15 protein-coding genes are annotated in these 20,386 nt (G+C 41.0%); 4 read left to right on the forward strand and 11 right to left on the reverse strand.

Going from position 1 to position 20,386, the window contains the following annotated elements:
- The first annotated feature begins 85 nt into the window (after positions 1–85).
- Positions 86–1,585: a phospholipase effector Tle1 domain-containing protein gene (locus CWB62_RS06710; protein ID WP_138529370.1), complete on the forward strand. Its 1,500-nt coding sequence runs from the start codon at positions 86–88 to the stop codon at positions 1,583–1,585.
- Between the two features lie 120 nt (positions 1,586–1,705).
- Here the strand turns inward: CWB62_RS06710 and nagP are convergent, their stop codons facing one another.
- From nagP to CWB62_RS06745, 7 genes are all read right to left on the reverse strand, one after another.
- Complete coding sequence (gene nagP / locus CWB62_RS06715) at positions 1,706–3,001, reverse strand: N-acetylglucosamine MFS transporter NagP (RefSeq protein WP_058404554.1); 1,296 nt, start codon at positions 2,999–3,001, stop codon at positions 1,706–1,708.
- A gap of 35 nt (positions 3,002–3,036) precedes the next feature.
- On the reverse strand, positions 3,037–4,164 hold the full coding sequence (nagA, locus tag CWB62_RS06720; protein ID WP_138529368.1) for an N-acetylglucosamine-6-phosphate deacetylase: 1,128 nt from the start codon (positions 4,162–4,164) through the stop codon (positions 3,037–3,039).
- Positions 4,165–5,163, reverse strand: a complete 999-nt coding sequence (nagB-II, locus tag CWB62_RS06725) for a glucosamine-6-phosphate deaminase NagB-II (protein ID WP_058404552.1) — start codon at positions 5,161–5,163, stop codon at positions 4,165–4,167.
- On the reverse strand, positions 5,163–6,071 hold the full coding sequence (nagK, locus tag CWB62_RS06730; protein WP_058404551.1) for an N-acetylglucosamine kinase: 909 nt from the start codon (positions 6,069–6,071) through the stop codon (positions 5,163–5,165). Before nagK ends, nagB-II begins: the two co-directional genes overlap by 1 nt.
- A gap of 161 nt (positions 6,072–6,232) precedes the next feature.
- The gene (locus CWB62_RS06735; RefSeq protein WP_138529366.1) at positions 6,233–8,902 is read right to left on the reverse strand and encodes a family 20 glycosylhydrolase; all 2,670 of its coding nucleotides are present in this window, start codon (positions 8,900–8,902) and stop codon (positions 6,233–6,235) included.
- 20 nt (positions 8,903–8,922) lie between these two features.
- A complete protein-coding gene (locus tag CWB62_RS06740; protein ID WP_058404549.1) occupies positions 8,923–9,960 on the reverse strand; it encodes a cupin-like domain-containing protein in 1,038 nt (345 codons plus the stop codon).
- A gap of 85 nt (positions 9,961–10,045) precedes the next feature.
- Positions 10,046–12,709, reverse strand: coding sequence for a TonB-dependent receptor (locus CWB62_RS06745; RefSeq protein WP_138529364.1), 2,664 nt, complete (start codon positions 12,707–12,709; stop codon positions 10,046–10,048).
- Between the two features lie 451 nt (positions 12,710–13,160).
- Here CWB62_RS06745 and CWB62_RS06750 point away from each other — a divergent pair, with 451 nt between their 5' ends.
- Positions 13,161–14,177, forward strand: coding sequence for a LacI family DNA-binding transcriptional regulator (locus CWB62_RS06750; RefSeq protein WP_138529362.1), 1,017 nt, complete (start codon positions 13,161–13,163; stop codon positions 14,175–14,177).
- 160 nt (positions 14,178–14,337) lie between these two features.
- Here the strand turns inward: CWB62_RS06750 and eat are convergent, their stop codons facing one another.
- Genes eat through CWB62_RS06765 form a run of 3 tightly spaced genes read right to left on the reverse strand, consistent with a single transcriptional unit; the run spans position 14,338 to position 18,071 of the window.
- Positions 14,338–15,750, reverse strand: coding sequence for an ethanolamine permease (gene eat, locus CWB62_RS06755; protein WP_138529360.1), 1,413 nt, complete (start codon positions 15,748–15,750; stop codon positions 14,338–14,340).
- A gap of 54 nt (positions 15,751–15,804) precedes the next feature.
- A complete protein-coding gene (eutC, locus tag CWB62_RS06760) occupies positions 15,805–16,668 on the reverse strand; it encodes an ethanolamine ammonia-lyase subunit EutC (RefSeq protein WP_058404546.1) in 864 nt (287 codons plus the stop codon).
- Positions 16,668–18,071 (reverse strand): ethanolamine ammonia-lyase subunit EutB, encoded by a 1,404-nt coding sequence (locus CWB62_RS06765; RefSeq protein ID WP_138529358.1) that lies wholly within the window; start codon positions 18,069–18,071, stop codon positions 16,668–16,670. Before CWB62_RS06765 ends, eutC begins: the two co-directional genes overlap by 1 nt.
- 215 nt (positions 18,072–18,286) lie before the next feature.
- Between CWB62_RS06765 and CWB62_RS06770 the strand changes: the two genes are divergently transcribed.
- Together CWB62_RS06770 and CWB62_RS06775 are read left to right on the forward strand one after the other, a co-directional pair.
- Positions 18,287–19,255, forward strand: coding sequence for a helix-turn-helix domain-containing protein (locus CWB62_RS06770; RefSeq protein WP_058404544.1), 969 nt, complete (start codon positions 18,287–18,289; stop codon positions 19,253–19,255).
- A 348-nt stretch (positions 19,256–19,603) separates the two neighbouring features.
- A complete protein-coding gene (locus CWB62_RS06775; RefSeq protein ID WP_349303965.1) occupies positions 19,604–20,068 on the forward strand; it encodes a cytochrome b in 465 nt (154 codons plus the stop codon).
- A gap of 31 nt (positions 20,069–20,099) precedes the next feature.
- Here CWB62_RS06775 and arfA read toward each other — a convergent pair whose 3' ends face one another.
- Positions 20,100–20,300, reverse strand: a complete 201-nt coding sequence (gene arfA, locus CWB62_RS06780; protein ID WP_058404542.1) for an alternative ribosome rescue factor ArfA — start codon at positions 20,298–20,300, stop codon at positions 20,100–20,102.
- Positions 20,301–20,386: the final 86 nt, after the last annotated feature.

A 20,386-nucleotide genomic window follows, 5' to 3' on the forward strand; every position in this document is an offset into this window, starting at 1 on the left:
ACGTTTAATAAATATTTATTACCGCTGTCTTTGATTCTTCACAATTCCCATATAAATTTATACAAACTACTGAGGGAAATAGGCAATGACGGGCAAAACGCTAATTTTTAATTTTGATGGTACCGGGGGCGAGCCTCGCGACGCAGAGCAATTTAACTCAGACCATTTTAAAGAAGACAGTAGTATTTCTAACATCCTCAAGCTGCATTTATTATTAGGTGGCAAACTTGATGACTTCCCCACCACTCCATTTACAAACCAGCTTAGTTTTTATTATCAGGGCATTGGCACTAAAGGTAGCCGCTTAAAGCGCATTTTAAATCAAACTTTAGCACCGCGCGGTGACGATGTTGCTAGCATTTTGAATCAAGCAATTAACGACTTTAAAGCACATTACCAACTAGGCGACACTGTGCTGCTTACTGGTTTTAGCCGAGGTGCAGCCCTAGCTAGACGCTTTGCAAAATGTTTAGAAAGCCTTATCAGCGAGCATGTTTATTTATGTGTGTTTGATACCGTTGCCTCTATTGGGCTTTCTAAAGTAAGTAAAGCGACACGCGGCGCAGAGCATGTTATTTTTGAAAACCACACCATTGCACATAATATAACCGCGGCGCTGCATTGTGTTGCGCTTGATGAAAAACGCCGTGCGTTTGAGCCCACGCTAATGAACCATCAAAATAACATTACTGAACTGTGGTTTGCAGGCGCCCATTCAGATATAGGGGGTGGTTATTACCGCGACGGATTAGCCGATATTTGCTTACGTTATGCACTTGAGTGGTTAATTGAACAACCGTTAGCTATTTCATTGTTAACAAGTCACGAGATAAATTACGAAACACTCCTACCAACGAGTAATTTAATTGCACAAGACGATGTTACTGTGATCCCAGATCCACTTGCACTTAGCCACCAACAAAACTACTTTTGGTTTAATTCGCTCTTTAAACTGGTAGATAGAGAATGCATTGTACTGGTTGATAATGAGGTAAGCACTATAGAGCCCCTTATACACCACAGTGTGGCTACAAGAATTAATAAGCTCACCAGCTACCGTCCTGAGTCACTTAAAAAGCTAACATACAAAATTAGCTACAGTGACGACTCTACATTAAGTTTTACCGGCTTAAGTGCGCACATTACGCTTGCCAACCAAAATATGAGCGTATTAAGTATTGGCCAAAGCCAAGATGTGGTGGTATTTGCGAGTGAGTTTTATAACAGTACGGGTTTGATGCTTGAGCAAGGTGCAACCTATCGCTTTACCCCATACCCTGAGCAATATTGGTTTGACGACGGCATAAAGTGTACACCCAAAGGGTGGCATCGTGATAACGTGCAACTTGGCGTAAAAGAAATACCTATGGCATTACTGGAGCCTTTTAGGCGCAAGCCAAATGCTGATTGGTTTGCTTTAATTGGCGCCATTGATAAAAGTGACAAAGCCTTATTTGAAATAGCGCAAGGAGCAGATATAACCATGACTAAATCGGGCGAGTTTTGCCCTTTCGCTAACGATTTAAGCCGTTTTTATGGGGCAAATGCTGGCAGGATAAAACTAAAAGTAACGCGCTTAAGTTAACGTGTAATAGTTAACTTGAACTGTGGGTAATAAATCTATCCCTCGCCAAAGCTCAGGTTCGTTAATCATCAGTGCACTTTATATTGCAAAGTGCACTGGAGTTAGTGTAGCTGGTGGACGTTATTGCTTTTTCATTTTATGGCCTTTTACGGCGTAAAATAATATAAATAAGTAACAAGGTAACAATACAGAGTAGCCAGTTTGTAGCGAGGTAAAGCCGCTCAATAAACCCCATAACACCGGACCAAATGCACCGCCTGCTATACCCATTACTAACAGTGCAGAGCCTGTGCTTGTTAGTTTTCCAAGCCCCGACAACGCAAGTGGAAATACCGCGGGCCAAACAATGGCGTTTGCTAAGCCTAAAAAAGCTATAAGTAGTAATACATCGGGTAAGTTAGCGCCACCTAATGGTATTAACAATGCGTTGGCAATAATAAACGACTGCGCATCAATTAATAAAATGCACAAGGTAATAGCAATACCTAATACGGCTGATAGTGTGAGGGCTGTTTGTTGAGTTATAAATTTGGGAATAAGCAAAATACCCAAAATATAGCCAAACACCATAAAGATCATGGTGTAGGAAGTCATCACACTATAATTAGCAACGCCAAGAGAAAGCGCAAAAGTGCCAATGGTATCGCCAGCAATAACTTCTACTGCAACATATAAAAAAATGGCAATCGCCCCAAAAACTAAGTTAGGGTGAGATAAAGTTTCGCGTATTTCACTGTTGCTACTTGTTTGCTCAGCATCGTCAGTAATAAGTTCGGGTAATGGTGATTTTTTAACGGCAAACGCTAATAGTCCAATAAATAGTGCCATACCTAAATAAGGAAGAATAAGACCATTTGCCATATCATCAACTTGTTGCTGGCTAAGCTCAGTGCCTACTGTATCTGTAAAATTACTTAAAATTAACGCGGTAAACACTAAAGGAGAAATAACCCCCGCCCCTTTATTGAGTATGCCCATAATACTAATGCGAACCGCTGCAGACTCTTCTGGCCCAAGCCTTACAACATAAGGATTAACGGCAGTTTGAAGCAATGTTTGTCCTGCGCCCATCACTAGCTGTGCTAGCAAAAATAAAGGAAAAACTTGCGACATCGCAGCAGGAATAAATAACAAGCCGGCAATCATCATTAACCCCATGCCCATCGCCATACCGTTTTTGTAACCAACTTTTTTAATTAACACTGCCGATGGCAATGCGGTAAAAGTCACCGCGATATAAAACGAAAATAAAATTAACGAACCCTGAAATGGCGTTAACTTTAATATTTGGCTTAAATAAGGCATTAGTGAACCATTTAGCCACGTTGCAAACCCCAGTATAAAAAATAATACTGCCACAATAGCCATGGGCAGCATGCTACTGCTTTTAGGTGTATCCATAACATTTGTTGTCATGTTATTTTTCCTTTATTTATATTTATTATCGTTTTTTAAAAAAGCTGTTCACCACCAATCCACGTGCTTATAACCTGTTGGTGTGTATCGAGTTGAACAAAATTAGCAGGGCTGCCAACAATTAACCTTCCATGTGTTGTGGGTAAGTTAATATACTGTGCTGGGTATAAAGATGCCATTTTTAGTGCTTCTGATAGTGGCAACTGTAAATGCTCTACGCTATTTTTTACAGCCGTTGCCATATCAAGTACTGAGCCTGCAAGCTCCCCCGTTGTTGAGGTTAACTTGCCTTGGTTAAGTGTTACTGTTCGATCGAAAAAAGCAAATTCAGTTTCGTTTGTACCTACCGGTGGCATTGCATCGGTCACTAAAAACACACGCCCTTTAGGTTTAGCTTTCAGTGCTACTTGGCATGCAGCATAATCAACATGATGACCATCAACTATTAAGCCACAATAGGTATTATCATTTAGCAAAGCACACCCCACAACGCCTGGCTCACGCCCTTGCAAAGGCGACATGGCGTTGTATAAATGTGTAAATCCTGTAGCGCCAGCATCAACGGCTCGTTGTGCCTGCTCAAAACACGCATTTGTATGGCCCAAGCAAACATGTATGCCTAACTCACGCATTTGAGTAATATCACTAGGTAGTACATTTTCAGGGGCTAATGTAACCACCACTTTGCCTATATCTTTGCGCGATAAAACTTGCCACTCATCATCTGAAATCGGACGAATAAATTCTTCGCTATGTGCCCCTTTTTTAGCTATAGATAAATGCGGTCCTTCAAAGTGAATGCCCAAAATGCCAGGTGTGTGTTTAACAATCGCATCGGCTATTACATCAGCCGCTTGGCGCATAACTTCAACTGTATCGGTAATTAAAGTAGGCAGCATGGCTGTTGTGCCATACTTAGCGTGAGCCATAAGCATTCGTTTAACCTCTGATGCACTGCGTGCTCGGTTAAACAATACACCTCCACCACCATTTACCTGTAAATCTATAAACCCAGGGGTAACTACGCCTGATAAGGTTTCATCTACATTATTAGTATTATCATCAATAGCGGTAATAACACCCGCGTCAATTGTAAGCACTTTTTCTTTTAAAAACTGATCACCATCAAACAGCGTAGCAACAAAAATACGTTGAACTGACATTTATAATGTCCTTGTTACTTTTTTAAGCCCTTTGGGCTCGTCGGGGTTAAAGCCTCGCTTAACTGCCACTTTGGCAATATCTAAATAAAAACGCTGCAACACTAAAAACGGCGCTAAACGTGGGTGCACTGCAATTCCATTTTGAGTAAGGTTGATAATGTGAGCGCCGCGCTGGGTTACGTCTGCTATTTGCTGCTGGTGAGAGTATGCGGTTTCATCTTCTACCGCGCAGTTTAAAATCACCAAACCTTGTTCAACTAACGTAACGGGGCCGTGTAAAAATTCTGCACTACTAAATGCCTCTGCATGAATAGCACACACTTCTTTAAGTTTTAATGCCATTTCTTTAGAGACTGAAAACCCTAAACCGCGTGCTAATACAACCATGTTTTTAACAGGCAAAAATGCGTCTGGCTGAAGTTGTATTGGTGAGTCAATGATTGCATCTAATGCTTCAGGTAACTGCTTTAACCCTTGTAATAATTCATTATTTTGAGTCCAATTAGCAACTAAATGCACTAAAGCTGACAGCGTAGATAAATAACTTTTAGTCGCCGCAACCGATATTTCATCTCCCGCTTTAAGCCCAATAAAGTCATCAACAATGTCTTTTAACGGTGACGCCTCGTCATTTACCAGTGCAATACAGTAAGCGCCAGCTTCTTTTGCCATTTTAGCTTGGGCAATAATATCTGGGCTTCGTCCTGATTGAGAAATAACAATCACCAATGCACTATCAAGTTTCAGTGTTTTACCGTACACACTGGCAACCGACGGCGCCGCTGAACTAACAGGGATACCGGCTTCAATTTCTATTAAATATTTACCAAATACTCCAGCATGATCTGACGAACCACGGCCGATGATCATCACCATTTTAGGCGCAATATCACGTAGTTTTTGGCCAATTTTTTCTACTAGAGGCTGATTAGCAAGAATTTGCTGTTTAATGACTTCGGGCGTTTGCGCCGCTTCTTTTTCCATTAATGTGTGATACATCATAACTCCTGACTGCTGTAGTTAACTTGCTGTTGTTTCGCGTAAAGTACTGATCCCATTTCGGGTGATGATAAAGGCGCAGATAAAACACCTTGAATATCTATGTCTAGCCAAGGCGTCATAACCGAAGACAATCCACCTATAAAAGATAATCTTGGTGATTTTTTGGCTAATAATTGACGAGCAATGTCACTCAAATAGGCACCGCTTTCTTTTAAAATACTAATAGCAATATCGTCGTTTGCCGCAGCTGACTGAAATACACACCCGGCTAATTGAGCAAAAAATGCAGCCGGTTTATTTGCAATAATTTCGACTAACTCCATGGCATCATTGACCGATAAATACTTTAAAATACATTCAGTCAGCGTGTTATTAGGCATTAGCTTATCTAAGCTCAACAACACGTTTTGGCATGCTGTAAAACCAATCCATGCACCACTTCCTTTATCGCCATGCGGAAAGCCATGTCCGCCAATCATAAAAGACTGTCCTTTAACATATGAAAAACCACACGAACCCGTACCAGCAATTATCACTGCACCATCATCACCTTGATGTGCACCCATACAAGCAATAAGTAAATCGGTAGTTAAATACATTGTTTTGAAGGGGCTTTTCCAATGCATCATTTGTTTATGTAGGCTTGGTAAGTTAACACCCGCCAACCCCACACCCGCCACTAAGTAAGATAAAGGGGTTTCACTTAAACCTGCATCATTAAGAGCCAATTGAGCTGACTGCTCTATAGAATTAATGGCCTGTGTAAATCCATGTAAAGGGTTTCCTGGCCCAGCAATACCCGTTCCTAAAATTTCATTCGCGCTGTTAACGATAATTGCTTTACATTTAGTGCCGCCCCCATCGATCCCAACAAAGAGTTCATTATTAATTGTATTGGTGATCATTTTTGCCTCTTTACTTGTTCGACCGTGTTGCATAACACTCAAAATAAAACACGCTGCCAGAGCGGATGAATCTTATACTAACACAAATGACAGCGTTGTCATTATTTAATTTATATTCAAATTATGTTTCTACACCCCTTATAATTTAAGGGGTGTGTATGCTACGGCTGTGTTACTTTTAATGTACGACTAACACGACCAGATACTGGCAATTTGGTACGCACCCACACATCTTGAGTTACTTTTACCGGCGCATTATACGTCTGCCATTGTCCTCCGGCTTGCATATATTCTATTAGCAAACCGGGGTAAGCAACGTTAGCGTACAACATGCCGTTTTCAATTTTGGCTCCTGCGTTAGCAATGCGAAAGTGCACATTTGCCCTCTCTAACTTATTAAACTCTTTAAGCCCTAAACTAGCGGCAAACGTTAACCATTGTTGGTCTCGCTGCTGCTTCAGTGAAGACGTAAAACGCTGCGTATTTCGGCTATAAACAAAGCCATCATGATCGTAAGGCACCGCCCATTGCGCTTTGTGCCATGCGCGTTGTGCTAACGATAATAAACGAGGAAAAAGCTTATACTCAGCCATATTATTGGTACGGGTATTTTCGCTCCATAACTGACCTTGAATACCAATAAATTGCTTACCTTTTTCAAGCGGTGCAAACTCAACTTCACCTGCATCATTTTTTATAACCGTGTCGTTTGCGGTGTAAGGCCTATCTTCTCTGTCTAACCAAAATTCGGCGTGTACGGGTAAATTATCAGGCATAAATTGAAATACTTTTTCTGTATTAATATGCCTTGAAGCCCAGTAATAACCGTGCTCTTGAGGATCGGCTTCATAAGGAAAATCAAAATATAAAACATCTGGTGATGACACCACTACCTGCCAATTACGATTAGCAAATTGGTGTGCGCGCTGGTGGCCATTCCACATCAGTAAATCCCAACTATTACCTTGCACAATGTTAGGCATATTATTTGGGTTAGTATGCGATAGGCCATCACTCCATGCAGCTGTTTCAATATTCATGTCAGCTAACATGTTCGACACACGCTCTATAAAGTAGCTACCTAATTGCTCAGCTTTGGTAAACGGCAAATTATTTTGTTTAATAAACTCAGTACACGCTGGAGACGATACCCATGCACCCGCTGTTTCATCTGCACCTATGTGATAACGCGTTAGCGGGTGCTGCGCTTCATTATGAATTATTTTAACTTGCTCCATAACTTCGCGTATAAACGCATACGATGAATCTAAACATACATTGATGGTGTTATCGTTGTAATGCTGTACCGAAGAATACACGGTGGTATCGAGCGGATCATAAAGTAAAAACTGTTCAGCTTTTTGTTTATCACCCTGTTTTATGTACTTATTATAACGAGCTTGCATAGCCTTAATAGCCGCTCGCGAATGACCTGGCATATCTAATGAAGGAATAACTTGAATATGTCGCGCACTCGCAAATTTAAGGATTTCTTGGTAATCATCCACTGAATAAAAACCATTAACCGGGCTAGAAGTATCTATACCAGCACCAAGTTGTGGCATTAAACACTCCTGCTCTGAGAGGTCAAAACAGCGTTTTGAAGCAACATCAGTAAGCTCTTCAAGAGAAGGGATTTCTAAACGCCAACCTTCGTCATCGGCTAAATGTAAGTGTAATTTATTAAGCTTATATGCAGCCATTTGATCAAGTAACTTTAATATAAATTCTTTGTCTTGAAAGTTACGGGCCACGTCCACCAACACGCCTCTAAATTCATAATGAGGAGCATCGTTCACCTGACCTATTGGCAATGTTGTATTGTTTACTTGGTATAAACTCGCCAAGCTCTGCAAGGCATAAAACACACCAGATTCATCAGTGGCGCTTATATTTATTTCACTGGCATTAATTGCTAATGTATAACTACCTTGTGAGCCATCTTTTGTCGGTGTTAAATTAAGATTTACCGCAACACCAGATTCACTTGTCGTTAAACCCAATAATTTAAGTCGCTCAATGGCCGCAGTTACCCCTTTTTCATTTACATCATTGAGGTTAAAGCGTAAGCCTTGGCTAATATCTAGCTCTTGTGTTTGACTAAATGTAGCCTGAGTTGGAGTAGGAATGATGTGCTGTGCTACTTGTTTATTTTCATCTGTTAAATAAGGTGAAAAATCATACTTTGTGTTCCGCTCAAACAAACGTTCTGCTGTCAGCCATTGTGTTTCATCGTTTTTAGTACGCTTAAATTGTCGCTCGTAATCACTATAAGGTACAACATGAGGTAATAGCTCTAAACCTGTCTCAGGGTCAACAGTGGGCTTAGTGCTTGTAATTACCTTGGCGTACTCATTATGGTTAACCAAAATATAATTTGGGATTGCATCACTTTGCGATAACGACCAAAAATTAGCATAAAACGTAATAGTTTTGGTTTCGCCTGCTTTAAACCCCGTAAACGCCTCTTTTAACTCAATTACATGAAGGTCACCATTAACATGAGTAATAGTAAACTCATCACTGAGAGCCTGTTGAATAGGCGTAATTTGACTAAAGTAAATTTTCCACCCATCCACATTAACGGCACCACTTGCCTTAATGTGTAGCTTTGCTTCAAAGCAATTACCGTTTTCAATGGTTTTATCGCAGTATTTTGACGGTCTATTATCGACTTGTTCGTACTGTATTTGTAGCATATTAGCGAGTGACTCTATTGCGCTATTACTCGCTTGAACCAGTTCAACATTATGTTTGTGTGTTTTTGTGTCCTGACACGCTGTTAAGCTCAATGCTATACAGCCTGCTATCAGTAATGATTTGAGTGTCATTGCCTGTATCCTTTAATCTATTAACTGAGCTGCTTGATAAGCCACTGCTTAACTTGCGCTCGTTGTTGACTTGTAAGCGGGTTTAAAATTCCTTTAAGCTGTTCAGGAATATGCTGATTTTGCGCCTCTTCAAAGTCAAAAATATGGTAGTTAAAAAAAGCCTGCCACGCTTTTTTTTGAGCTGTGGGTAAATCTCTAATGGCCATAATTGATAACAATAATGCATCCATTGGCACGGGTTCGCTGCTCTTTGCAATAGACCCGCCCGACCAATAATTCATCATCATATTTATAGGACTTAATGCCTCTACATGATGCCACCACAAGGTAGGAATATATAATGCATCCCCCGGTTGTAGCTGAGCGACAAGTGCCTCATTGAGTGCTTGCTTAAACTTGGGGAATTTTTCAAAATCGGGATTATTTAAATCCACCATTGAAACTGGCGCACCCGCTGGCGTATGCTCAATAGAGCCTACATACAAATTTGTTATTTGATGCGGTGCAAATAAAGTAACCTTGCGCTCACCAGCAATTACGCAGGCAATATTTTCTGCATCATCATAATGAGCCACCACCGTTGACTGATTACCCAGCCAAAATCGCGGCTGTGGTTTATCTGCAAATAATGCCATAGTGTGAGTTGTTGCAAGGTCATTAAAATAATCAACAACTGGGGCACTTTGAATAGCAACAGCACCAGCGTTATTACCCACCTTTATTAACTCTGCATTTTGTAATAACACCTGCATAAATTGCATAAAAGGTGCAACTTTGCGGGTAAAGTTAAATCCATCACGCGCTTTGTTATAAAAAAACTGAGGTGATTCACTTCGCGGTATTTCAGCCATTCGAACACTGCCACCCACATAATGCTCGCTTAACATGTTAAGCCAAGCATGAGGGTTCTCGCCTGTGCAGCTAGTTACTTGCTTTACTAACGGCCAATCACTTATCAATCCTTTTAAAATAGCGGGCTCGGCTAGTGGTGCTATGTCGTTTTTAAACATAGCTGGAGTTACATTATGCCAAGTTGCGACCTGTTTTAAAGCACGCATAATTAAAGACCATAATCTGTATCAAGGTGATTAATAACCAAAAGCCGAGCTAAACTCGGCTTTTGAAATGCTTATTCATATTAACTTAAAAGTTAACACGAATACCTGCCACATAACGGCGTCCATTAGAGTAAATAGACATAATGCGTTCTTCATTCGTGTTGTACTCAACAATTTCTTCATCTGTTAAGTTAACCGCTTCTAAAGTAAGCGTTACGTATTCATTTACATTATAAGAGGCGCTTGCATCCCACTGGCCAAAGGCGTCATTGAAAAGCTCATCACCATTAAAGTGAAGACCTTTATACCAGTCGCTTCGGTAGTTATACATAATGCGCGCTTGGTAATCGTCGTTTTCGTAATATGCCATTAAGTTAAGCATATTTTTCGATGTCCCTTCGACTAAGCCACTTCCAACCTGATTTGTATCGCGCTGCTCATCAGCACTTGCATCTGTGTATGTATAGTTCGCTGATACACCAAAACCACCAAAATCATGTTGTAGTCCCAGCTCAATACCTTGAATTGTGCCACCTAGCCCATTACCCGGCTGTGCAAAATCAACAGGAACAAATACTTCGTTTTCCTGATCATAACGGTCTTCTGTTACGGTAACGGTAGAACGCAATGAGCTTAAGTCTTTAGCAAAGTAAGCAACCGATAGCATTGATGCCTCGTTGTAATACCATTCCCATGACAAATCAAACTGATTTGAAATAGTGGGTGCTAAGTTTGGATTACCACGGCTACCTGTGCCACGACCACCGGTTAATGAACCGAAGGTTTCTGACGATGAAATATCGGCCCAATTTTGACGAGCCATAACACGTGCAGCACCGATACGAAGAATTTGCTCTTCAGTTAGATCAAAAGCAATGTTAAAGCTTGGTAAAAACTCAGCATAGTCATTATCTTGGCTTACCCAGTTTAAAACGCTTGGCGTTAACCAATCACCATTAATTGTATTTAAGCCCCACGAATCACCTGAAAATTCATAACCATAAGAGGTCTGCTCGGTGCTTACATAACGCATACCTACATTACCTCTGAAACCCTCTCCAGAAAAATCACCTTGTACATACAGCGCTAAAATATCTTCTTCTACTTCCCAAATTTCGGCTAAATTATCGTGAATTGCATAACTGGCAGATATTCCATTTAAACCGTTAAAGGCAATTTCTTCCATTAGTTTACGGTTATGTGAAACTTGCTCAGTAATATTACCAGTCACAGCAGCATCAATACTTGTAGCGCCATTGGCATCTAAGCCACACGTTGCAAGCGTTGGGCAGGTGTCAAAAATGTGATCTAGATAATTGTCTGAATTTGCACCACCGTCGGCAAACGGTGCATGCCAACTATAAGCATGACGCCCTTGAGTTCGCTCTGCTTGGCGATATTTAACACCTGTTTTTATTGCTGTGAATGGGCCAAACTCAACATCGTATGTTAAATCGGCCTGAGCAAAGGTTTCTTCATCGGTAGTCGGTTTTGCCCCGCCCCAAATCCATCCAGCTGCAAAGTTATTACCATCGGCGGCGTTAACACCCAAATTTACATTGGGTGTACCCGTTAAGTCGTAATCATAGCCTGAGCCAACAGCAACATATTCCCAAGACGTTTCACGGTAAGTCCCCCCACTCGCTGCGGTTTTACCTAGCTCAAAATTAAGGCTGTAACCGTCGCCTTGGTAGTCAATATCAAGATGTACTTGATCTGTTTCAGTACTTGATACGCGATTAATGTAATTGTAAGCATAATTACCGCCTGCGCTTGATGCTAAAATAGCGCCATTTTTAACTTTAGTCGCATTAGCAATAATTTCAGCGCGGTCGCCAAACGCAAAATTAATTAAGTTAGAATTTTGATTGTCTACATCCATTTGCGAATCTAGATAATTTAACGTCATTAATAAGTTATCGTTCGGTGCGTATTGGAGGGTTGCAAATAAGGTTTCGCGCTCCCGGCTTTGAATAAATTTAGGTGCACCAATGTTACGAGGTACAATATACTCATCATCGTCGCTTTCAACCCAACCTAGCACTTCAAAACCTTGACGCTCTAAATTACGTTCTTGCTTAACAGCCGATACCATAACACCCAATGTTTCATCGTCATTTTTCCACGAATACATTCCCGCTAACTGTGGGTCTGTTTCGCCAGATGTTTCTGAATACTGCCCTTCTAATGACAAACTAACTGAGTTGGCATCCATATCCAACGGGCGGCGTGTTTTAAGTACAATAGTGCCCCCTATAGAGCCCTCATCAATACTTGCCACAGGTGATTTGTTCACCTCAAGTCCTTTTACAATAACTGACGGTAGCATGGTGTAGTTAAAGCTTCGGTTTGCTTCATCTAAAATAAACCAATCAGCAGTACCTACCGTTTGACCATTTAACAATGTTCGGTTGTATTTTGGGCCAGCACCACGAATACTGATTTTTTCACCTTCACCAAATTCACGGCTAACTGCAACACCAGTAATACGAGACAGTGTTTCAGCAACGTTTTTGTCAGGGAACTTGCCAATGTCTTCAGACGTGATCACGTCTGACACATTTGAAGAAAAGCGTTTTGCATTAAGGTTTTCTTTTAGTGAACTGCGGATCCCTTTAACCTCAATAACTTCCATTTCTTCTTGTGCTAATTGCGCATCTTGTGCAATGGCCGCAGCAGATAGGCTACCAGATAAAATAAGTGCAATTGAACTAGCTAGCATTCCCTTTTTAAACAGTGAATTTGACATTGGTTTCCCCTTATTGGTGTTTCATTTTTTTTAGTGTTCTAGTGTCTGAGTGTCAGTATTTTTTATAAATAAACAACGCGCTACGGTGTCATGTCATTGTGTGCCAAACCTCATGACAGCGTTGTCATTACGGAGCGACTTTACACCGTTTTTATTTTCATAGCTACATACGAGCGCAAAAAAGATACAAAATATTTACATAATAAATCATATAAATTACATAATGTGTTGTATTTTATAAATAATAAATTAGTCATTTTTTTTATAAAAAATTTCAGGATTTTCATGATCTGCGATACCCATTCAATAAATTAACTATCAATCTCAACGGATGTCTTTATAATTTGTTCATTAAAAATGATATCCAATGCGCAGTTATCGCTATTTTAACTGTCGATATTAACTAATGAATTAGTGCCAAAAAAAATAATATTAAAGGTCTATTAAGCTTATGAAAGCAACAATAAACGACGTGGCAAAAGATGCAGGGGTATCGATAAAAACGGTATCGCGAGTAATAAACAACGAAGCGTCTGTGCGTGACAATACGCGTGAAAAAGTCATGGCGTCGGTTGAAAAGCTAAACTACCATCCAAACTTAGCAGCAAGAAGCCTAGCAGGAACAAAAGCTTACAGTATTGCTTATATTTACGATAATCCTAATGCCTATTACATCATAGACATGCAAAGAGGTATTTTAGATGCCTGTAAAAAACAAGGCTTTGAGCTACTCATTCACCCATGCGATGCGAAAGAAACACGAATAATAGATGAAATTACCGACATGGTAAAACGCACGCGAATTGCAGGTATTTTACTCACACCGCCCTTTTCAGAAATGCCCAATTTTGTAGAAAAACTCACGCAGTTAAATATTAAAGTTGTGCGCATACTATCGGGCCACAGCGCTCCAGATACGTTAACACCGTGTATTATGATTGACGATAACTGCGCTTCGAAATCTATTACTGAGCATTTAATTAATAATGGACACACCCGTATTGGTTTTTTAGCAGGTGGCTCAGAGCATAACTCAACTAAAGAACGATTAGAGGGCTATAAAGCAGCTTTAACGCAGCATAATATTGAAATAGACTCGCAGTTGATCATTGCCGGAGAGTACTCGTTTGAGTCAGGTGTTGAAGGGGCTAAAGTATTAATAAATCAAACCAACCGGCCAACCGCTATTGTGTCTTGTAACGATGAAATCGCTGCAGGTGCGCTATTTGCAGCGCGCTTAATGGAAATTGACATACCGAGTCAATTATCAATTACAGGCTTTGAAGATAGCCCGTTTTCGCGCCAAACATGGCCTAAGCTTACCACTGCTCACCAGCCTAACAACCAAATAGCGCAAGATGCTGCTAACTTATTAATTGCGCAAATTCGTAATGGCAACGAACGCGACATTATCAAGCAATATACCCCTGAACTGGTAGTTAGAGATTCAACCGCCCATATTGACTAATTCAGAAAAAGCAGGCTAAAACACTGTTTTTAGCCTGCCTTATCGGTTTATACCAATTCGTTTAATTAACTGATCTATTTTGAGGGTGGTAAAACGTGTTGAACGTTTAGCCCCGCAAAATGATTAAGTATTATTGCAGATTGGTATTCCTTAACCTTTATTACCCCTCGTTTACCGCCATTGCTAAATCAGATTCTGCATCAGCTAACATAGCAAATTCTTCATCAGCCGTTTTAGCCATTAAATGCTTAGAGCTGTAGCCAAAATAATATGCCGCACCCAATGCAAATAAAATTACCGTGTATAAAAACGCTCGAGGGTCAAAGGCGTATACACCGGTAAGTGCAATAAGCGATAGTACAAGTGCAATACCCGATGTAACCACACCACCAGGCGTTTTATAAGGGCGAACTAATTCAGGTTGCTTAATACGTAGCATAATATGGCTTAATGCCAATAATGCGTGAGATACCGTTGCACCCACAACCGCCATTGCCAACATTAAATCACCTTCACCACTTAGTGAGGCAATAAAACCAAAAATAGCAGGCACTATTAACGCACGAGCCGGTACTTTACGCTTTGTGGTAATTGACAAAGATTGTGGTAAATAACCCGCTCGTGAAAGGGCAAACACTAAACGGCTATAACCATAAATAATAGAAAAAAACGATGCGACCAACCCCGCTAAGCCTAAAATATTGACCACCGTGGCTAAGCTTGTATTACCCGTGGCGTTCAGCGCATCAACTAAAGGTACTGCACTTGCTCCCATGGCGTTGGCACCAGCAGCACCGGGCACTAACACCACGACTAACAATGCAGTGAACAGTAAAAATACCATTGCTCCAATAATGCCTTTTGGCACATCTTTAGCGGGATTTTTTGCTTCTTCTGCAGCAAGTGGTACACCCTCAACGGCTAAAAATAACCACATAGCAAATGGCAGTGCGGCCCATACGCCATACCAACCTAAGGGTAAAAACTCAGTTGCGCCAGCGGCGTCGCTGACCGCCACATCAAATAAATTAGCTGCGTCAAAATTAGTTACAAGCACAACCGCAGTGGCAACAATAGCAAGCACCGCTAACCCACTTATTACCATCATCACTTTTAGTGCCTCACCTACACCCGCTAAGTGAATGCCCACAAATGCCAAGTAAAACAGCGCATAAACCCACGGGCCATTAAACCCAGTTAATGCTTCTACCGCAGAGCCAATAAATATAACAATAGCGGCGGGTGCAAGAGCATATTCAATTAATACGGCAAGGCCTGTTAAATAGCCACCAGCGGGGCCCATTGCTTGGCGAGCAAAACTGTATCCGCCTCCTGCTGCAGGTATAGCTGCTGACATTTCAGCCAGCGAAAGTACCAATGTTAAATACATAATTGCCATTAGCACTGCTGCAATGGCAAAACCACCCCAACCCGCCTCAGCTATGCCAAAATTCCAACCAGCAAAATCGCCCGATATAACATACGACACCCCTAGACCGGCTAGTAATAACCAGCCTGCGGTACCGCTTTTTAATTGCCTTTTGGCAAGGTATTCTGAATTATTATTCGACATTGTTATCTCCGTTGATGCTTCATTTTTATTGTTTTAATTTTTAATTGCTTACTATTAGCCAATTAAAAAGTGGGTATTAGGTTGCTGATGTTCAATTACATTATCTTGTGTTCGATCTTTTAGGTTAACGCCTGTTAACTTGAGCTTTTTGGCCTCGCGTACTAAATACACAGCACGGCGAGCCGCCTCTTCATAAGACAAACCCGCAGGTCGAATATTTGAAATACAATTTCGGCACGCATCGTTTAACCCTGTTTTTGGCGCCCATGTTAAATAAAGCCCCAAACTATCAGGCGAGCTAAGCCCTGGGCGCTCACCTATTAGCACCATGACTATTTGCGCATTTAATAACTCGCCAATATCGTCGCCAATGGCTACACGTCCTTGTTCTACTAAGGTTATTGGCGCTAGTTTAAGTTGCTGATTTTTGCCCAGTTGTGCCAACAGTTCACTAATAAATGGGTGCGCATTTTTTTGTACTGCTAGTGACGAAAGACCATCGACCACGACAAGAGCCAAATCGTAATTTAAAGGTGTGGTTTGCTTTTGCTCTGCCATAAAATCAAGCAAAATATCTTGGCTTTTTTTACTTAACTTACGCCCTAAATCAGGGCGTTGAAGATAACTTACTCGATCACCCGCTTGGCTATGTAAATGCAAAATAGGAGTGCGGGGAGTTAAAACACCAAGGCTATTTTTCATTTGATTAATATCCAGCGGAAAACTCACTGCATCGCGGGCTTGGGCATGAGATAACTGAAACGCCAGCATTTCTGAAGTCGGTAAACTAATCCCGGCTCTACCAAGGCCAATTCGCGCATCAGTAAAGCGGCGTAAATCACTCCACGGATTATGTACCACCTTGCCATTACTTTTATGATTGGTGTTTACATTTAAAGCTTTAGGGTTATTTGCCATTAGTTCCCTCCTGAAATCGCGTTAAGTGGCTTTACAAACGCCGCAGGTAATGAGTCTGACAAAGTCACATTTTCAGTGCTTTGCATTATTTTCATCTTGCTCAGCCATGCCTCAAATTCAGGTGCGGGTTTTGAACCCAGTACACGGCGTACATACAACGCATCGTGAAACGACGTGGTTTGATAATTCAACATAATGTCGTCAGAACCAGGGATCCCCATTACAAACGAACACCCCGCTACACCTAATAACGTAAGTAAGTTATCCATGTCGTTTTGGTCGGCTTCTGCATGATTGGTGTAGCACACGTCACAACCCATAGGAATACCAAGCAACTTGCCACAAAAGTGGTCTTCCAGACCCGCGCGGGTAATTTCTTTGCCATCAAATAAATACTCTGGGCCAATAAACCCCACAACTGTATTAACAAGTAACGGATTAAACTTTCTTGCCACAGCATATGCTCGTGCTTCACATGTTTGTTGATCAAGCCCATGATGCGCATTTGCTGAAAGCGAGCTACCTTGCCCGGTTTCAAAATACATCACATTGTTGCCCACCGTACCGCGCTTTAAGCTAAGCGCGGCATCTTGCGCTTCAGCGAGCGTATTTAAATTAAAACCAAAGCTTGTGTTTGTTGCCTCTGTGCCCCCTACTGACTGAAAAACCAAATCAACTGGTGCGCCTGCTTCGATGCATTCAATCGTATTAGTTACATGAGTCAGCACGCAGCTTTGTGTTGGAATTTCGTATTTTTGTATAACATCATCCATTAGCGTCATTAGCTTAATGGCCTGAGCTACATTATCGGTGGCAGGGTTTATACCTATTACCGCGTCACCATTCCCGTAAAGCAAGCCATCCAACATGCTGGCCGCAATCCCATTAATATCATCAGTTGGGTGATTAGGTTGTAAACGCGTTGATAAATGCCCGGGCAAACCAATCGTATTTCTAAATGCACTGGTTACGTGGCATTTTTTAGCAATTAAAATTAAATCCTGATTACGCATTATTTTGCTAACTGCTGCGGCCATTTCAGGGGTTATTGCGGTCCTTACACTGGCTAATACCCCTGGGGTGGCAAAATCACTCAATAACCAATTACGAAAATCCCCAACAGTTAAATGCGCTATTGCCTTAAATGCGTGTGCATCGTGATCGTCTAAAATTAGACGTGTTATTTCGTCGTCTTCGTAAGGAATTAACGCTTCATTTAAAAATGTTTTAAGTGGCACCTCAGCTAATGTCATTTGTGCCACGGCTCGTTCTTGCGCCGACTGCGCAATAACGCCAGCCAACCTATCGCCCGAACGCTGCGCGGTCGCTTTAGCCATCAATTCGGCTAAATCTCTAAATTGGTAGGTTTTTGTACCAAGCGTGTAGCGATACGTTTGCCCCATTCTTTACCTCATCTAACTCTTTCAAACCTTGGTACAGGTTTTGCTAAAGCATTATTTATAGTTATTTGTCATTTAAGTACTAAAAGCTTAATTCGTACCAAAGCACTATCGAATTTTGGCAAATCGGTTTTTTAAATATAATTCAGTAACTTAAAGTATTTAAAACACGGTTAAAGTTCCTCAATAAGCAATACAAAATAAAGAGCGAATCCAAAATGGCGCATCAGCATTTATCTAACGCACCACAAAAGAGCAAAGTACATACTCACGATATTGATGAACAAGCAAGTAACCTAATCAATTGGCAACAAAAGTATGATCAGGTCAGCGAGGGTGGCTTTTTTGGTTGTATTGAAGGCGTTGCCCATTCTAATATTCACGTATTTGAAGAGTACACAGAGCGTGCGCTTCGCCAGCAATGTGTTATTGCCGATGACTCTATTTGGTTGGGTATTCCTAAAACATCGTGCGAAAGTAAAATTAATGGCTTAGATGTTCTAAATAACCAATTTATGTGCCGCAGTAGTCACAGCGATTTTGAATTAATAACACCTGAAAAATTTAATATTTATGGGGTAGTGATTAACTGGCAATCAATTGAATGCATGGCGCAACTACACGGTATTAATTTACAAAACATAAATGCCTTCGGCGCAGAGCGACTCACAGTAAATAGCCCAACTCTCAACAGAGCGCGCAGTATTATTAACAGCATGGTTAATCATGGTGCCCATGGCTTAAACGCCAATTTACAACAAGAAATGCTTTACATGCTTGCGCTAAATTTATTAAAAACTGAAAGTCAGCAGCACAACATTGCGCCAAGTTATAAGCATCGCAAAGCCGTGGTAGACAAAGTAAAAGAATATATTAAAGCTGATCCACAGAGCACAGTGACTATTACACAGCTATGCGAACTCACACATGTTAGCAGGCGAACTTTACAGTACAGCTTTGAAAGTATATTAGGTATTAACCCGCTGCGATTTTTACGCTTATCGCGTTTAAATAATGTACGGCGTGAACTTAAATTAGTTGGTCAAACCAAGTCAATTTCAGTCATTGCTGCAAACTGGGGGTTTTGGCATGCAGGGCAATTTGCTAAAGACTATACGCAGCTTTTTGGTGAGAACCCATCAAAAACCATAGCAAATAATTTAAAAGAAAGTGACTTAGATTATTAGATGCTGCGCATCCCGTGTAAGCAACCTCTACGCCTACCGCCAAATTTAACTCAACGGTAAAATTCCCTGTAGACGCGCAGCTTGCTGGCGTGACGAGCGATAGCTCGTAAATAAAGCTAATGCATTCACAAAGAGATTAAGAGGCGCTTCGCTTTTAGAGAAGTAAATAGCATCTTGCGCGAGCAAGCTTCGCGCCTGCAGCTTTCACTTCTCATTTACTCCTCATTCTCTTCTCTTTGTGCATTTTTATTGAAGATCAATAAGTCAAAAATAGGGTTTTAAGTGCTTTGCAACATCTAATAATTTAAGTAATTAGATGCTCCGCATCTCGCGTGAGCAGGCTCAGGGCTGTACATGGAAAACTTTAAAGCGTTTTTTCTAATGAGCTGGCATAAATCGTTTGGGGTATTACTCTTTGCTTTTGCTTTATTAAGAGTAACGTGGCGCATTATAAATGGCTGGCCAAAACACACTAATACCCATCCACAGTATGAAATGATACTCGCTAAAGTTATTCACTACGTATTGATAATTAGCATGTTACTAATGCCAATTTCAGGATTAATAACCTCTGGTATGGGCGGGCATGGCGTAGACTTATTTGGGCTAGAAATTATTCCGCATAATCCTAACCCAGAAAACCCACAAAAAAGCATGCCATTTAGCGAAAGCTGGTCAGATTTAGGTAAAACCGTTCACGGTATTACAGCAAATGCGCTTCTTATCGCGTTAGGTTTACATATTGTGGGCGCCTTAAAGCACCATATTATTGATAAAGACAACACACTTACACGTATGTTTGGCAAAAAGTAGGCACTTAAAAGTCTTATTTGATCGGTGCTATTTAAGCCGCGATTAAATAAGACTCTCGTCCTACGTGTTTGCTGCTGCGTTTAAACGAGCCTTTCCCTTTTTTAGCTTTTACCACTTGTGGTTTAAACACTTTAGAGGTTACTAAAGCCGCCAGCGCATTATGATTAATAACACCACGACCGGTGTCTACTGCGCTTTTATTTACCGATTTGTTATTCGATTTTTTAGCCATTTGATTTCCTATAGATTGAGTACTCACTAACAACAGTAAGTCCTTAAATAAGTGGCGATTGTATGCCTAATTTTCAACCTTGCAAG

It is taken from the genome of Pseudoalteromonas sp. S408 (assembly GCF_005886645.1).
GTDB lineage: Bacteria > Pseudomonadota > Gammaproteobacteria > Enterobacterales > Alteromonadaceae > Pseudoalteromonas.

Excerpts from the sequence above, each read along its gene's own strand:
- CWB62_RS06740 (WP_058404549.1), bottom strand. The coding sequence starts at position 9,960 with ATGCGTGCTTTAAAACAGGTCGCAACTTGGCATAATGTAACTCCAGCT.
- CWB62_RS06735 (WP_138529366.1), bottom strand. The coding sequence starts at position 8,902 with ATGACACTCAAATCATTACTGATAGCAGGCTGTATAGCATTGAGCTTA.
- CWB62_RS06765 (WP_138529358.1), bottom strand. The coding sequence starts at position 18,071 with ATGGGGCAAACGTATCGCTACACGCTTGGTACAAAAACCTACCAATTT.
- CWB62_RS06710 (WP_138529370.1), top strand. The coding sequence starts at position 86 with ATGACGGGCAAAACGCTAATTTTTAATTTTGATGGTACCGGGGGCGAG.
- nagB-II (WP_058404552.1), bottom strand. The coding sequence starts at position 5,163 with ATGTATCACACATTAATGGAAAAAGAAGCGGCGCAAACGCCCGAAGTC.
- CWB62_RS06750 (WP_138529362.1), top strand. The coding sequence starts at position 13,161 with ATGAAAGCAACAATAAACGACGTGGCAAAAGATGCAGGGGTATCGATA.
- nagA (WP_138529368.1), bottom strand. The coding sequence starts at position 4,164 with ATGTCAGTTCAACGTATTTTTGTTGCTACGCTGTTTGATGGTGATCAG.
- nagP (WP_058404554.1), bottom strand. The coding sequence starts at position 3,001 with ATGACAACAAATGTTATGGATACACCTAAAAGCAGTAGCATGCTGCCC.
- CWB62_RS06770 (WP_058404544.1), top strand. The coding sequence starts at position 18,287 with ATGGCGCATCAGCATTTATCTAACGCACCACAAAAGAGCAAAGTACAT.
- nagK (WP_058404551.1), bottom strand. The coding sequence starts at position 6,071 with ATGATCACCAATACAATTAATAATGAACTCTTTGTTGGGATCGATGGG.
- arfA (WP_058404542.1), bottom strand. The coding sequence starts at position 20,300 with ATGGCTAAAAAATCGAATAACAAATCGGTAAATAAAAGCGCAGTAGAC.
- eat (WP_138529360.1), bottom strand. The coding sequence starts at position 15,750 with ATGTCGAATAATAATTCAGAATACCTTGCCAAAAGGCAATTAAAAAGC.
- eutC (WP_058404546.1), bottom strand. The coding sequence starts at position 16,668 with ATGGCAAATAACCCTAAAGCTTTAAATGTAAACACCAATCATAAAAGT.
- CWB62_RS06745 (WP_138529364.1), bottom strand. The coding sequence starts at position 12,709 with ATGTCAAATTCACTGTTTAAAAAGGGAATGCTAGCTAGTTCAATTGCA.